This is a genomic window from Aureibacter tunicatorum, assembly GCF_036492635.1.
In the GTDB taxonomy this organism is placed as follows: domain Bacteria; phylum Bacteroidota; class Bacteroidia; order Cytophagales; family Cyclobacteriaceae; genus Aureibacter; species Aureibacter tunicatorum.
Window position 1 is genome coordinate 2526638 of record NZ_AP025305.1, and the last position, 16056, is coordinate 2542693.

Below are 16056 nucleotides of genomic sequence, written 5' to 3' on the forward strand. Positions count from 1 at the left end.
TTAAGCTGATAACGGATTATTTGAAAATATTTTTAATAAAATCAACGAATTCTTCACGTGTTTTGGAGTCTCCCAACAAACTTTTAACTGTTCCAAGATAATGAGCAAACGTCATTTTTGGTTTCTCTTTAGGAGTTTCATTTATAACGATTTGATCTAAAATATCTTGCTTATCCTCCTTTTTACTAAGGTTGACTTTTTGAGTTGGTTTTTGGAGTTTATGGGATTTTTTATTCTTATTTTTTTCTAAAATATTTTCTTTTTTGATGGGCTTATCAATCTTATCCGCCTTAGCAAAACTCATTTTTGACTGCTCAATTCGGCCTAATTTTTCTTCTATCAGGCCCTTATTATTTAATGAAATCGCATCATTTGGATCTATTTGCAGGGCTTTTTCATAATCATGCAATGCACCCTTATAATCTTTCATTCTCTCTTTAATGAAAGCTCTGGAAGAAAAGCGATAAGGGTTTGAATCATCAATTTTAACAGCATGATTCAAGTATTTTAACGCTTCAGTATTGTTTTGAGACAAATGATAAGCAATCCCAAGTTCACAATATAAATCAGCATTTTCTGGCTTTATCGTAATGAGAGTCTGCCAATCTTCAATAGCTTTTTCGAATTTTGATGCTTTTGTCAAAGCAACTGCGCGAAAATATATGCAATCATAATTCTCTCCATCTTTGGAAATCATTTCATCAAAAATCTCAATAGCCTTATCAAACTTTTGACTGTTTATTAGTTCCTTCCCTTTATTGATCTTCTCAATATCTGTCATCAATCTAGCAATCTTATATTTCGTTTATGGCTTTACAAATCCTTCAGCTTAAGAAAATTCAAATCGAATAAAACTAAAGCTCGAACGCCAACATGCAAATATAATCAAGGGATGAGAAAAGTAATAAATAAAAAAAGCCTTTCTCATATGAGAAAGGCTTAGATCAAGTGAAATCACTAGTTTATGATTGCAATGCTTTTGGAGCACCACCTAGAATCTCTTCATTAGCATATTCTTTGAATTTTTCAAAATTAGCATTGAATTTATCTGCTAACTTGTTTACTTCGTCTTGATACTTGTTCACATCAGTCCAAGTATCTCTTGGATTCAACAACTCAGAAGGAACTCCTGGGCAATCAGTAGGGAATTGGAACCCAAATTCAGGATGTTGCTCGAACTCAACATTATCAAGCTTTCCTTCCAATGCCGCAGTGATCATAGCTCTTGTGTACTTAAGCTTAGTTCTGCTTCCTGTACCGTTCAAACCAGTGTTGATCATCCATACATTCACTTCATTCTCTTCCATCTTCTTACCTAGCATCTCAGCGTACTTAGTTGGATGAAGAGGCAAGAAAGCCGCTCCAAAGCAAGCAGAGAAAGTAGGAACCGGCTCAGTTATACCCATTTCAGTACCGGCAACTTTAGAAGTGTATCCAGAAATGAAGTGGAACATCGCTTGTCCTTTGCTTAGCTTAGAAATCGCAGGAAGCGTACCAGAAGCGTCAAAAGTCAAGAAGAAAATATTTTTTGGAACGTTTCCTATTGAAGGCAACTTAGCGTTGCTGATATGATTAATAGGGTAGGATACACGAATATTTTCAGTAACTGAAGTGTTTTCGTAATCGATTTTTCTTGTTCCTTCGAAGAATCTAGTGTTTTCCTCGATAGCGCCAAATTTGATTGCATTCCAAATTTCAGGCTCTTTTTCTTCTGTCAAGTCTACTGATTTTGCATAGCAACCGCCCTCGAAATTGAATACAGTGCTTTCAGTCCATCCATGCTCGTCATCACCGATCAACGCTCTATTAGGGTCAGCAGAAAGAGTAGTCTTACCAGTACCCGACAATCCAAAGAAGATCGCAACATCGCCATCTTTGCCTTCATTGGCAGAACAGTGCATTGACAATGTATCTCTTTCTTCAGGAAGGATGTAGTTAAGCACAGAGAAGATACCTTTTTTCATCTCTCCAGCATAACCTGTACCGCCGATGATCAACATTCTTTTTGTCATGTTCAACAAAGCGAAGTTTCTAGCATTCAATCCTAACGCTTCATAATCATCGATTTCAAACTCAGGAATACAAATGATCGTGAAATTCGACTCGAATGTTTCTAATTCTTCTTTGCTTGGTCTGATGAACATGTTATATGTAAACTGATGTTGCCAAGCGATTGTATTGAATATTCTTACGTTTAGTCTGTAATTAGGATCCGCTCCAGCATAGCAGTCTCTTACGTAAATATCTTTATCTTCTAGATACTTGACCATTCTGTCTTGAAGAATGTCAAATGTCTCTGGAGTTGCAGGCTGGTTGATATTTCCCCACCACACGGTGTCACGTGTCTTATCATCCTCAACGACAAACCTATTCTTAGGGGCACGACCAGTGAACTTACCAGTATCAACCATTACTGAGCCTCTGTCGGTTAACACTCCTTCTCCATTTTTAAGCACTTCTTCTGTGCACTCTGCAGGACCCAAGTTCCATTTTACTGACTTAGGCTTTATCCCCAAACCTTCGAAACCATTAGCTGATTTGATACCAAACTCTTGCATTTTAAATGTATTTTAAAATTGAAAAATTTATTACGAGTTATCGACTCTAACTCCAACGACTAGCAAGAAAAAAATAAGTGAGATTTCCTTGATTTTCGTTGAAACAAAATTAGTTCAAGAAAAAACAATATTTCATGATCTGCATCATGATAGGAATTTAGTAGACTAATTCCATGAAGATTGTTTTATTAATTATAAATCGTAAATTTTATAGGAAATTATGTGGAATGCAAAAATAAAGTGATTTTTCGACCAATAATTGGCAAATTTATAAATATAAAGGTTGCGTTTTGCGTCTATTATTTCAGCTAACGCTCAAAAAAAAAGAGTCGCTATGTTTTTGCGACTCTTTTTTATGAATTTTCAAGCTAAATCCTATTGCTTTAACGATTTGCTGTCGTACCCAAAAATGTCTTTAATAGACAACTCTTTGAAGGTTCCGAGCTCTTGCAATGAGGCGAAGTCCATTTTATCCTTAGGCCCGATAACTAAAAAATCATATTTGTTCCCCTTGATATTATTTTGAAAAAACTGATTGATATGATTCAAGTCAATATTTTTAAGCTCAGTATAGATTTTTTCATTAATATCGTAGTCAATTCCACGTTTTTTAGCGGCCTCATACGACCAAAAAATAGCTGGTCCAACCACTCGGTTTGACTCTATGGACTTCAAAGCGGATGTTTTTGCCGCATCAAATTGAATCTGGGCTTGTGGCATTTCATTCATTAAGCTTAGCATTGCGCTTGTAGCCTCAGGCAGTTTATCAACTTGAGTTCCTATATAAGCAATGACATAATTATGCTTTCCTTTTTCAGCAGCATTTGCATAATAACTATAGGTGCTATATGCTAAAGCTTTTGATTCTCTTATTTCTTGAAATACAACTGAAGAAAGCCCAGCTCCAAAATATTGATTGAATAGGGAAGAAGGAGCCAGAAGCTCCACATCAAACTCTTGGCCTCTGCTAAGCATAAGGATTTCTGTCTGAGCCATGTCATAGTCAACATAATAAACCATGTTCTTATCTGTTGGCATTTCATCAAACATTTTCTTGGCAGGATAAGATTTAAGATTTGTGTCAACCTTATGATATTGCTCTATTGCCTTTTTGGCCGCATTCATCGGCAATTGTCCATAATAGAATATTCTATGCTTATAAGATGTTAATGATTTGATTTTTTCTATCAACAGCTCTGGTTTCAATGATTTCAGTTTGGATTCTGGAATATGATACTTCACAGGAGAGTCTTCTCCATACTTCGCAAACTGAGCTAAGCCAACTCTCAATATTTGACTTTTATCCAGAGTCTGGTCATACCTAGCTTTCAAAATGTCATTTACTAGATTATCATAAGCCTGTTGGTCAGGAACCACAGTCTCCAAAATTTCTTCAAAAAGCTTTATTCCCGGTTCAAGAGACTCTTCTAAACCTGATAAAGTAACATATACACGTTCGTCTGATGAATTCACTCCGAAAGACAAGCCAAGCTTAAAGAACTCTCTTTGCAAATCTGCGGCGCTATATTTTTCGGTCCCCAGATAACTAAGATAAGTTACTGCAAGAGCCAACTCAGGGTCATTATATGCTCCCATATCCAATATATAATTCAAGCTGAACAATCCATTGCTTTTATTTTCAATGTAACTGAATGGAATCTCCCCATTAGTCCCTAAACTTGCTTCAGCGATTAATTTCTTATAATCTAAAAACTCAGGTTGCAACCTACCGGCACTTATTGAATCTATATGAGCAAAAAAAGCTGACTGAGCATCTCTGTTAACTTGGATAGGAGTGATCTTTGGTTTCTGAAATTTTTCTTTTTTATTCGCACCTTGTTCTTTGTAAACAACAGCGTAGTTTTCGTTAAAATATTTATTAGCAAATTCGATTATATCATTCTTGGTTATCTTATCCAACTCATTGATATGACTTACCACATCCTCCCAATTTTGCTGTTTGATAAATGCATCAACAAAGGCGTTTCCTCTGGAACTGTTGCTTTCAGTGCTTTGCATGATTTCCAATTTGATATTTTTCACACAAGCTTCCATCAGCCAATCTTCAAACTCGCCTTTTTTGACCTTATCGATTTGTTCTTGCATAAGCTCTTGAACTTGTTTCAAACTTTGGCCATCTCTTGGTTTGCCATACATAAAAAAGACTGAGTAATCTTTATTTATCATAGGAAAGACATATGATGTCAGCACTTTTTGCTTTTGGTTAACATTCAAATCAAGCAAGCCCGCCTGTCCATTATACAACATATATGATAGCAACTCAAGTTTCAATGCAGCTCTAGCGCTATCAGAGCCAGGCAGTCTATATCCGATTTCCACAAATGATGAGCTTGGACCTGTCAATATTGTCTCCACTGGTTTAACCATCGGCTGCTCTGGAGTAAAAGTGAATTCGGGCACTTCCTTTACGGGATAGCCTCCAAAATACTTTTCAATCAAGTCTACTGTAGCGTCAGGATCTAAATCTCCTGATAAAATGATCGCCATATTATTCGCCGCATAATATTGATCGAAGTATTCATAGATTTTTTTCATCGAAGGGTTCTTCAAATCCTCAGCAGTTCCTATAGTCGTTTGAGTTCCATAAGGGTGATTTTTAAATAGTGATTTCATAACCGTGTAATAGGCTTGACTATTATCATTATCCAGCGAACGATTGAACTCCTCATACACTGCTTCAAGCTCTGTATGGAATAGTCGTAACACAACCTCTTTGAATCTTTCCGACTCAACTTGAAGCCATTTGTCCAATTCATTTGAAGGGATCTCATTAATATACACAGTTCTCTCCAATGAAGTATAAGCGTTGGTTCCAGAAGCTCCTAACTCCGAAATTATCTTATCATACTCATTCGTTGCCACAAATCCAGAAGCGATATAAGATAAGCTATCAATACTTTCATATATCTTTGCTCTTTCTTGTTTATCTGTCGTTGACCTTCTTTCCTCATACAAGTTTTCTATTTTATCCAGATATGGCTTTTCATCTTTCCAATCCAAAGCCCCGATTTTTGATGTGCCTTTGAAAAGCATATGCTCCAGGTAATGAGCCAAGCCTGTAGCATCGGAAGGATCCTGTTTACTCCCTGTATTTACAGCAATATACGTTTGAATTCTGGGCTCCTTTTTGTTGACTGACAAGTAAACTTTCAATCCATTGTCCAGCTTGTATATCAATGCTCCATAAGGATCATTGTCCACAGTTTTAAAATTGTGCTTATATTCATTATCTGTCTCATTAGAATTGGATTTGCAGCCATAAAAGCATAAAATGAGCAGAAGTATGGTAAAATTCCACCACTTTGTTCGGTTTTTAGATATCATGTCATAAAAATTATTAGGTTAATAAAAGTTTGTGCTTTGAAATAACACATACAATTATATATTTTGCTTAAATTATTGCCTTGGATTGTTTATAGCAAGAATTATGCTTAGATAAATCTATACAGAAAGAGGTTTATAAAATGTTACTTTTATTAAAATGGAGTCCTAAAACATGAGAATTACAAATAGAGAGATGTTAATGATGTTGGCTTTTGTGGTTTTCATACCCTTATATTCTGTTCATGCTCAAATTAAGCAGAAAGTACTTGAAGGGGTTGTTTTAGACGATTTGACGGGAGAAACGATCCCATTTGCTAATGTATACCTAAAAGAAAATCCTAAAGAAGGAGCAATATCTGATATGAACGGAGGCTTCAAATTCAAAGCCGATTTCAATGAAGACTCTGTTCTTGTAGTTGCTAGTTTTATTGGTTATTTGCCTAATTCAATTTGGATAAAGAAAACAAATCTTTCCACCAACTTAGAAATACGACTAAAACAAGAAGTTAAAAATCTTGATGCTGTGGTTTTTGAAGCTCCCGAAAACCCTGCTTACGAAATACTAAGACAAGCGATTGACAGAAAGAAGGAAAATTATCCTATGAATTTCCCAAAAATGCAGTTTAAATCGTATAGTAGTTCTGAGGTTTATATAAATGAATTAGGCAAAATGGAATCCAGCAAGCTTTTTCAAGAAGCATTGCAAGTAATAAGAAAAAATCCAACACAAAAACTCAAAGACAAAAATGGAAATGATATAATACCATTGATGCTGACAGAATCCTACACTGATAATTATAAATACAAACAAAAATCACTTGAAAAAACCATTCATAGAAAAGTTACTGGTATTGGGTTAGAAGCTGACGACAACCTAATGCAAATAATGACTGGAAATGGATACAAAGAATTAGACTTTTATCGAAATAATATCTCTGTCATGGGAAAATACTTCACTACTCCATTGCATAACTCATGGAGAGTCAAGTATGAGTACTGGTTGATAGATAGTCTATGGATAGACAATGATTTTTGTTATGAAATAGATGTGGAACCCAAGGCTAAAGGGGATTTAGTCTTTGAAGGCAAGATATGGATTACCAAAAATGAATACGCTTTAAAGAAGCTTGATCTGAAAATGTCAGAAGATGCAAATATTAATTTCATCAGAGATATTAGAATCAAACAAGAGCTTGAGTCTTTTAACAATAAGTGGCTGGTATCCAGAGAGTATGTAGAAGTTGATCTGTCGGATATTATACCTGGACTGCCTGGGCTTTTAGTTAAGTTTGAAAATATTAGTGAAGAATACAATTTTAATTCAAACTACGATTTATCAATTTTTGAAGATAAATTTGAGATACTAGACAATGACAAACATCAAGAAGATGAAGAGTATTGGAATTCATATCGATCGCGTCTTTTCTCTTCTGATAGCAGCAAAGTTCTAGATAATAACATTAAAGCTCCAAGTGTCTATACTATCATGGACTCAATTAAGGCACAACCTAGAGTAAAGGTTGTTTCTGTTCTTGGAAGATTAATTTCAAATGGCTATCATGACTACGGGAAAAAGTTTGAACTAGGGCATTACTTATATCTTTATGCTTTTAATAATGTCGAAGGAAATAGAGTTCAATTTGGAGTTAGGTCAACCAGAAAGTTCAGCAACAAATGGCTTATCAAACCATCTATTGCTTATGGGTTTGCCGATCAAAAATTCAAGCATGAACTTAGTGTTCATTATTCTATTAAGCCAGAAAGAGCCTTTATCATCGGTGTGAATAGTGATTACAACTTGCTAGGAGCTTCACAAATTGGAACTGAACAAAGATTTAGCGAGTTTTTTGTTTTCAGTTCAAGATGGTTTGACATAAGAAGACGAAATCCTTATTACCGATTAAATACTGAAGCATTTATAATGTCAAGGTTCTTTCAAGACCTTACTGCTAGACTATATTTGAGACATCAAAATATCGAGTATTGGGATAAAAATTTTAGTGAATCATTGCCAAGAAATACATTTTTCCCTGGGCTTTCTAAAGCGATAAACTTATACGAAGGTGAAGTAAATTTAAGATACAGTAAAAAAGAAAAAGTAACCTTAACCAAAAACAACACTTTCAACAATGCCGGCAACCAACCTTTCCCTACTTATAAATTAATATTTTATAATGGAGTTTATAATGATGGGAATAACAATAAAGCGTATCAAAAGCTTTTCGCATCGATAAATCATTGGCAACGGCCTATTGGCAGTATTGGTGTCGCAAATATAAAGCTCAAAGGGGGATATATTTTTTCAACAATGCCTTATCAGCTTTTAAAAATACATCAAGGGAATGAATCATCTTTCTACTTAAGCGAATCTTTTCAAATGATGAACAATTTTGAATTTGTAAGTGATCGATTTATGGAGCTAAAATATGAACATTTTTTTGAAGGCTTATTGATGAACAGAGTACCTCTTCTTAAAAAGCTTAATCAGAAAATGGGTTTAAGAACTTTATTTGTAGTTGAATCAGTTTGGGGAGGAATGTCGGAAAAAAACAAGGAATACAATAAAGAGTTTATCGGACCATCAGAAGTTCTTGACGAAGGGGAGCTCTTGACATTCAATACTCTCAACCCCAATATCCCATATTATGACTTAGGCATTGGAGTTGAAAGTATATTTAGAGTATTAAGAGTAGATTTAATGCGAAGAATGAATTACAACAATGTGCCATATGAAGTGCAAAACTGGAGTGTTAAATTCTCTGCGCAAATAAAATTTTAATATAATAAATTTACTGATCACTATAATGCTTTATCATATCGACTAAATTTTCATAACAGACTTTGCAAAAATCATTGGTATTATTCGATCTCATTTTGCAATCTATTTCTGAGCGATATACGCCTTTTTTTGTATACCCTGCGCCTTCAAACACACCAATATCATTCTTGAATCTTTTATCATCCGGAGTTGGAATAGGGGTAGCAGGTTTCACTTTATCTTTCCATTTCGACTCAAAATCCACTAAAGTAGTAATATTGCATTCATAAGGTTCGACTTCTTTATTATAAAAATTATCGCTACCATAATCATATTCATCAGCAAGAGATCCGAAAGCATGTCCAAATTCATGAGTGAATACCAATGGAGATTGAGCATTATCGCTTGTGCATAGATTATAGTAATTATAAATACCGCCTCCTCCGTATTTAGATGTATTTACAAGTATATAAATCTGATCATATGGGGCATTAGCCGCCACATCTCTTACTTTCGAGATATCTTTCGTAGTCAAATACCTTTCGGAGCCAAATGTGTAAAAACTTGAATTTAAGAGCGTTTTTTTCCAAACACCCTTTCCAGGATTATCAGTTCCAGACTCCTCCGAAGGCGCTTTTACTAGCCAAAAATTAAAATTTTCTTTGTGCTTTTTAAATGGCTGAGTTTTAAAGAACTCTTTAATGAATTTGTCACAATCAACAGATAGCTTATTAAATTCAGCTTTTGTATATCCTTCAGGGATGATGACAATATCTACATTCTCCGCTGCAGAACCATTATTGACGAGCTGATCAACAGCGAAAGAGTAAGGCGCTTCCTTTTTTATAAATATGCTTTCTGGATCAAATTCAACCTTGAAACATTCCTCAAAGATTAAGTCCGTATTCCTTTCCTCCAAAATTATTATTGAATTGTGTTTGGGATAGGGCATGGTAACTACTTCATGAAAGCTTCTTCTAAGAGATTGAGCCTCTTCTGTGGCTAGCCACTCGGTAAACAAACTACTGAATCCATTTTGATAAATTATCTTGCCAGTTGCTTCATCGATAACTTTAATTCGAAATTGTCCGTAATCAAAAGGGTTGATAAGGTTCTTCTTTGGACCACCCCAATAAGGTTCTTGAGCAAATGAGATAAAGTTTATCGCATGGGCTTCTGCGTTTCCAGACTGAGAATAATCAAGTCGCAATTGCTTGTCGATAAAATACTTCTCAAAAGTAGTTTGGGCAAATAATAAATTATTCATACTTATCCATGCCATGAGTACGAATATTGATTTGATAAAAATATTAATCATTTGGTTAAAATAAATAGTGTAAACGGCTATATTAGTCAGTTAATATATTTTTCAATATAAATAAAGTAATGACAAAAATAAAATCAACAACCGTATGCGCGATCAAGCATAATGGTGAAGTCGCGATAGGGGCGGATGGACAAGCTACAATGGGTAACACTGTTGCCAAAAACAATGTTAAAAAAATCAGAAAATTAAGAGACGGGAAAATCGTAACTGGCTTTGCAGGCTCAACAGCAGATGCTTTCACACTATTGGAAAGATTTGATGAAAAGCTTGCGACTTATGGAGGAAACATGAAAAGAGCTGCTATAGAATTAGCAAAGGATTGGAGAACAGATCGCTATTTACGCAAGCTAGAAGCTATGCTAATCACTGTGGACAAAGATGAAATACTAATTGTTTCAGGAACTGGTGATGTTCTAGAACCGGATCAAGAAATCGCTACAATAGGATCAGGCAGCAATTATGCTTTGTCCGCAGGACTTGCATTGAAAAAACACGCGCCTCATCTAACTGCTGAAGAGATGGTAAGAGAAGCACTAACAACTGCTGCTGATATTTGCATTTACACCAATCACAATTTTGTAATAGAGACTGTTAAATAAAAAGAGCCCCATATGATCTGGGGCTACAAAATACTATTTAACATAACTAATATTATCAAACTAAATTAATATGAAGTCTTCAAATAAACATTAGCTTGCGAATATAACAATCCATGAAAAACTGGCGTATTTGTATGCGTACCGACCCAAAGCCAAATATTTCCATCAGCATCAGATTTAACATCAATATCTTCATGTGTCAAACCTATATAAGGTAAAAATGCTAACAAGTCGTTTGGAAACCTCAACTTGCCAATTGGCTGGCTATCATTTGTAATTTCAAATAAGGTATTTCCCAGATCAAAATTTGTTTCATAAAATTTAGACTCGCCTAAAAGAACTTCTGGCTCAAATTCCAATAATCCAGCTTTCAGCATTACAGCGATTGAATCATCTTCATTATAATTATCGTATCTTCCTGAATTCATCTCTTCGTGCAACTTTGAATTCAGTCGGACTTCAACTCGACCAATGTACCTTGTATTCGGATCAAGACCGTCAATCTTCAATTTTATGTAATTCAAAACACCTAGACTATCTTGGATCTCTAAATTATCATGAAATTTATAAGTCGTCTCAATACCATAAATTCGACGCTCTTCATAATACTTTGGATTTCTTTCTAATTTAAAATCCAAGATTCCCGACTGACTCTCATGAAACCCTGCTTGCTCATTTACAAACTGAACATCCTCCTTCGTGAAGTCAATCACTAAATTCTTTTCCCAGTTTCCTCCAGAGCTTGCATCATTAACATCGCTCATGCAGCTTTGAGCCATAAAGCCAAACATGATAATCGCAAACAATAAATTACTTCTCATTTTGCATTCCTAATTTTAAAAATTCACACTTCTCTCCAACACATTCACTCTATAAAATTATTTATACAGAGATTATATTATTATAAATTAATCTGTATTCCCAGCTTAACTCCTAAAGCCTCAGGTGTGCTACTTCCACTAGAAGTCCCATTGCCATTATGCAATTGTGTCATTCCCTTCTTATAATCTGAGGAAAGCATAAACAAATATTTCTTTGCTACCCTATATTTGATATTCGCCCCAAAAATTCCTGAGAAAAAATATGGATTGACATTCGAATCCTCTGGATTCCGATTCTTCTGCACTCCATAATTAGATTCTACCGTTTGTGCTATAAATATATCAGTACTGAGTCCGCCGTTTAACCAAAATGATAGTTTCTTTCCAAAAAGTTTATATTCCATAATTACAGGAACAGCCAATATGCTAAAAGTATTATTAATACTCTCCGAAGAAGTGACAACAGCACTTACATTAACTTCCCCTGAAACGTTTTTCCTTGATGAACTCTGATGAAAAAATGTCTGGTCTGCACTAGAATTAAATCTAGAATACTCCAAGCCTGTTTTTATTATCCACTTGTCGCTTAATTGATAGCCTCCAGAAAAGTTATAAACAGCTGTGCTTTTGATCGTTTCTTCAGAATTATAAGCGCTAAGCAATCCTCCGCTTTCTATTGTATTGTATTTTTTTTCCAATGCGGCCATATTTAATTGCTGGCTCGAATTCATTTTTAAATCTCCTTGTCCAGCGCCTCCTCCAAGAGCCAAAAAGAAACCTTCATCAAACTCTTTATGTTCCCCAACCTTCTTATTGGGCATAAACACTGGAGCTTTTCTCATCAATTTTGCCTCGACAATTGGCATTTCAGTATTTTCCGCAACAAATTCTCTTGACAATAAATTCAATTGTCCATTGTTTGTCTCAGCTACGATTCCAGTTAATTCTTCTTGTGCGATTTTCTTTTCTTTAAAATCAAGAAAGCTATTGGTCGACATCTCATTTTGATCTTTTTTCACCAAATCAAAACTATTTATAGTCTTAACCTCTTTCTTTTTATCAGTTACAACATTTTCGGCATCTGATTTTTCTACATCATTTTCATTTAATGATATAGGGTTTATTTGCTTTTTAAAGTCATTAGATGCTAGGTCACGAGTAGTGACTTCAGATTCACTTTGCTCTATTGATTCGTTACTTTCAACATTTACATCTTCAACATCAGATTCAACAACTTTTTCCTTAACATTATCATGGATTAAAGTGGTATTATTTTCATTTAAAACACCTCCGTTAAACCAATTCCCGATAAAAGCATTTACCACAAAGCCAAAGAAAATCAACAAAGCAGAGGCTATTCCATACCACCAAAAAGGTACTACCCTTCTCTTCTTCTTTTCGTCAAGCTTGCTTTCAATTTTTTCCCAAACTAAATCTGGCGGAGTCATTTCTTGACCTTCGAAAAAGCTTCCCCAATCTTCTTGATCAAAAAGATCTTTATGATCATTATGCTCCATAACCTACCTCCTGACCATTTTCTGTTAATAATTTTCGAAGCATTTTTTTAGCTCTGGAAAGTTGCGATTTAGATGTTCCTTCAGAAATCCCTAGTTCATTGGCAATTTCCAGATGATTATAGCCTTCAATCACATATAAATTGAATATAATCTGAGAACTTCTAGGCAATTTCTGAATCATTCCCAAAATATCTTTGAACTGAAAATCTGAAAGCATTACATTCCGATCATCAAAATAATTGGTATCATCAACATCTGACATAGGAAACATATATAGTTTGCTTCTTTCGCTATTCAAAGCAGTATTAATAACTATGCGTTTGATCCAAGCTCCTAAAGTCGAACTTCCTTTAAAAGTTGATATTTTCTCAAAAATTTTAATGAAAGCGTCTTGAAGGATATCTTCAGCCTCAGGTTGTGATTTTGCATATCTCATCGCAACAGCAAACATACTGGAAGAGTACTTGGCGTACAAGGCTCTTTGAGCTAGGCGTTCGCCTTTCTTGCATGCTTCTATAAGCTCTTCTTCTTGCATATTTTGAGAGAGTAAATATCTTTTCAACCTTTATATTTTTGAATCTACATCATCTTTTCAAGCTTCTCAGCCATATCAAAGACACTTGATTCATTCCAAAGGTTGATTGTTGAGTTAATAAAAAATTATAAATATAGGTTATGAGCAGGCAAGTTATAAAAATTATCTCAAAACTAAATACTTATGTCTTGAGAATAAAAAAAGCGCCTCTGATAACAAAAGCGCTTTTCTCAAAAAATAATTTTCGATTATCTCAAAAACAACATTTCTCTATATTTAACCAATGGCCAATCCTCATCGTCAACGTACAATTCTAATTTGTCAACAGCTCTTCTGATTTCATCAAAATACTTGTCTTTGATATCATGGCAATACGCAATTGCTTGATCTCTTACATCTTCGATATCATTAACACGCTTTCTCTCATTAGTCATGTCCTTGATACCATTTCTCAAAACAGCCAAGTGCATCGAAATCTTTTCTATAGTCGAAAGAACAGCTGAATTGTCTACACCAAGCTCTTTCAAACCTTTAGCATTATTTATCAATATGTTTTGATACTTAACAGCTGTAGGAATTACGTGATTCGAAGCCAAGTCGCCCATCACTCTAGACTCTATTTGAATCTTTCTGATATAATTCTCCAACAAGATCTCTCTCCTAGCCTCAAGCTCTTTCTCTGTGAGCACATTGTCATGCGAGAAAACTTGAATTGACTTTTCTGTTAAATATGCATCTAGCGCTTCAGGCGTATTTTTCACATTTGGAAGGCCTCTGCCTTCAGCTTCTTCTTCCCACGCTTTAGAATAACCATCACCTTCAAAACGAATAGCTTTGGAAGCTTTGATATAGTCTCTTAAAATGTTTACGATAGCAATTCTTCTATCCTCACCTTTTTCAACCAATGCATCCACCTCGTCCGCGAATGTATTCAATCTATCCGCAACGATAACGTTAAGAACTGTCATCGGCGCCGCGCAGTTGATATCTGAACCAGGAGCTCTAAATTCAAATTTATTACCCGTAAAAGCAAATGGCGAAGTTCTGTTTCTATCAGTATTATCAAGTAGAATCTCTGGAATTTTGTCAATTCCGAGTTTCATATACATATTGTCGCCTTTTTCTACTTTAATATTTCCGTTATTCTCCAATTCGTCAAGTACAGCTGATAACTGCGAACCAATAAAGGCAGAAATAATCGCTGGTGGAGCTTCATTAGCGCCAAGTCTATGGTCATTACCCGCTGATGCGATACTTGCTCTTAACAAATCACCATGCTCGTACACTGCCATAAGCGTGTTAACAAAGAATGTCAAGAATTGAAGATTTTCTTTCGCGCTGCTGCTTGGTTGGAACAAGTTTACACCTGTATTTGTGATCAATGACCAGTTATTGTGTTTTCCACTACCATTAAGACCAGCAAATGGTTTTTCATGGAAAAGAACTTTTAAATCATGTCTTTCAGCCACCTTGTTCATAATATCAATCAACAATTGATTATGATCCGTAGCTTTATTGATTTCTTCAAAAAGTGGCGCTACCTCAAACTGACTTGGAGCAACCTCATTATGTCTAGTACTTACCGGAATTCCTTTTTTCAAAGCTTCAGCTTCGAAATCTTTCATATAATTCAAGACTCTATTAGGGATAGAACCGAAATAATGGTCATCCAGCTGTTGTCCTTTAGCAGGATTGTGTCCAAACACTGTTCTGCCTGCCAATACTAAGTCCGGTCTCGCATTATAAAATGCTTTATCTACAACAAAATACTCTTGCTCGCAACCTAATGAAGGAGTAATTTTGCTAACATTTCTGTCAAAGAATTTACAAACTCTTGTAGCCGCTCTGTCAATTGTATCAACAGACTTCAACAATGGAGCTTTGTTATCCAATGACTCTCCAGTATAAGAAACGAAAATAGTAGGTATACAAAGTGTTTCACCCCATACAAACATTGGAGAACTTGGATCCCAAGCTGTATATCCCCTCGCCTCAAATGTACTTCTGATTCCTCCATTCGGGAAAGAAGATGCATCAGGCTCTTGTCTGATCAAAGCGCTGCCTTTGAATATTTCGATTCCTTTCATGGCATCAAAGAACGTATCGTGCTTTTCAGCAGTATCTCCTGTTAAAGGCTGAAACCAGTGAGTGTAATGCTTTGCTCCTTTGCTGATCGCCCAAGTTTTCACTGCTGCCGCGATCGCAGAAGATAATTCAGGACTTATTTTTTTACCATTTAAAATAGCATCTTCAGCTTCCTTGTAAGTTGCAGGCGCCAAAGTCTCTCTCATCTGATCCAATCCAAATGAATCTACTCCGAAAAATTTTGAAATGTCCTCGCTAGGAGTGTTCACTTCAGCAACTTTTCTTTTTTCTACTTGCTCTAATGCTTTTGTTCTTAAATTAGCCATATTTAAAAATTATTTGTACGAGACACTGCAAATCAAATCAAATAAGGGTTAAAAAACAAGCTAAGAAGAGTTAAAAAACAGAAAAACAACCCAATCTAGGGTGTTTTTCAACCCTGACTAAACTTAAAAACCATCTCCTTATCACAAAACCTATTTAATATTAAAGCAAAAAAGGACCTGAATTT

General features: G+C 35.2%; 10 protein-coding genes. 2 read left to right on the top strand and 8 right to left on the bottom strand.

All coding sequences use genetic code 11. The features are described 5' to 3' along the window. Positions 1-16: 16 nt before the first annotated feature. From AABK36_RS10885 to AABK36_RS10895, 3 genes are all read right to left on the bottom strand, one after another. A complete protein-coding gene (locus AABK36_RS10885; RefSeq protein WP_309939075.1) occupies positions 17-781 on the bottom strand; it encodes a tetratricopeptide repeat protein in 765 nt (254 codons plus the stop codon). A gap of 181 nt (positions 782-962) precedes the next feature. Then, complete coding sequence (gene pckA, locus AABK36_RS10890; protein ID WP_309939074.1) at positions 963-2558, bottom strand: phosphoenolpyruvate carboxykinase (ATP); 1596 nt, start codon at positions 2556-2558, stop codon at positions 963-965. Positions 2559-2933: 375 nt separating this feature from the next. Then, entirely contained in the window at positions 2934-5903 is a 2970-nt protein-coding gene (locus tag AABK36_RS10895) for a M16 family metallopeptidase (protein ID WP_309939073.1), read from the bottom strand. A 172-nt stretch (positions 5904-6075) separates the two neighbouring features. Between AABK36_RS10895 and AABK36_RS10900 the strand changes: the two genes are divergently transcribed. Continuing rightward, positions 6076-8682, top strand: a complete 2607-nt coding sequence (locus AABK36_RS10900) for a DUF5686 and carboxypeptidase-like regulatory domain-containing protein (protein ID WP_309939072.1) — start codon at positions 6076-6078, stop codon at positions 8680-8682. A gap of 10 nt (positions 8683-8692) precedes the next feature. Here the strand turns inward: AABK36_RS10900 and AABK36_RS10905 are convergent, their stop codons facing one another. Further along, on the bottom strand, positions 8693-9928 hold the full coding sequence (locus AABK36_RS10905) for a M64 family metallopeptidase (RefSeq protein ID WP_338390268.1): 1236 nt from the start codon (positions 9926-9928) through the stop codon (positions 8693-8695). 119 nt (positions 9929-10047) lie between these two features. Between AABK36_RS10905 and hslV the strand changes: the two genes are divergently transcribed. Continuing rightward, complete coding sequence (hslV, locus tag AABK36_RS10910) at positions 10048-10587, top strand: ATP-dependent protease subunit HslV (RefSeq protein ID WP_309939070.1); 540 nt, start codon at positions 10048-10050, stop codon at positions 10585-10587. Between the two features lie 65 nt (positions 10588-10652). Here hslV and AABK36_RS10915 read toward each other — a convergent pair whose 3' ends face one another. From AABK36_RS10915 to AABK36_RS10930, 4 genes are all read right to left on the bottom strand, one after another. After that, positions 10653-11408 (bottom strand): hypothetical protein, encoded by a 756-nt coding sequence (locus AABK36_RS10915; RefSeq protein WP_309939069.1) that lies wholly within the window; start codon positions 11406-11408, stop codon positions 10653-10655. Between the two features lie 80 nt (positions 11409-11488). Then, positions 11489-12925: a hypothetical protein gene (locus AABK36_RS10920; protein WP_309939068.1), complete on the bottom strand. Its 1437-nt coding sequence runs from the start codon at positions 12923-12925 to the stop codon at positions 11489-11491. Then, positions 12915-13487 (bottom strand): RNA polymerase sigma factor, encoded by a 573-nt coding sequence (locus AABK36_RS10925; protein WP_309939066.1) that lies wholly within the window; start codon positions 13485-13487, stop codon positions 12915-12917. The genes AABK36_RS10920 and AABK36_RS10925 overlap by 11 nt, the downstream gene beginning before the upstream one ends. Positions 13488-13708: 221 nt before the next feature. After that, complete coding sequence (locus AABK36_RS10930) at positions 13709-15871, bottom strand: glutamine synthetase III family protein (RefSeq protein WP_309939064.1); 2163 nt, start codon at positions 15869-15871, stop codon at positions 13709-13711. Positions 15872-16056 lie beyond the last annotated feature (185 nt).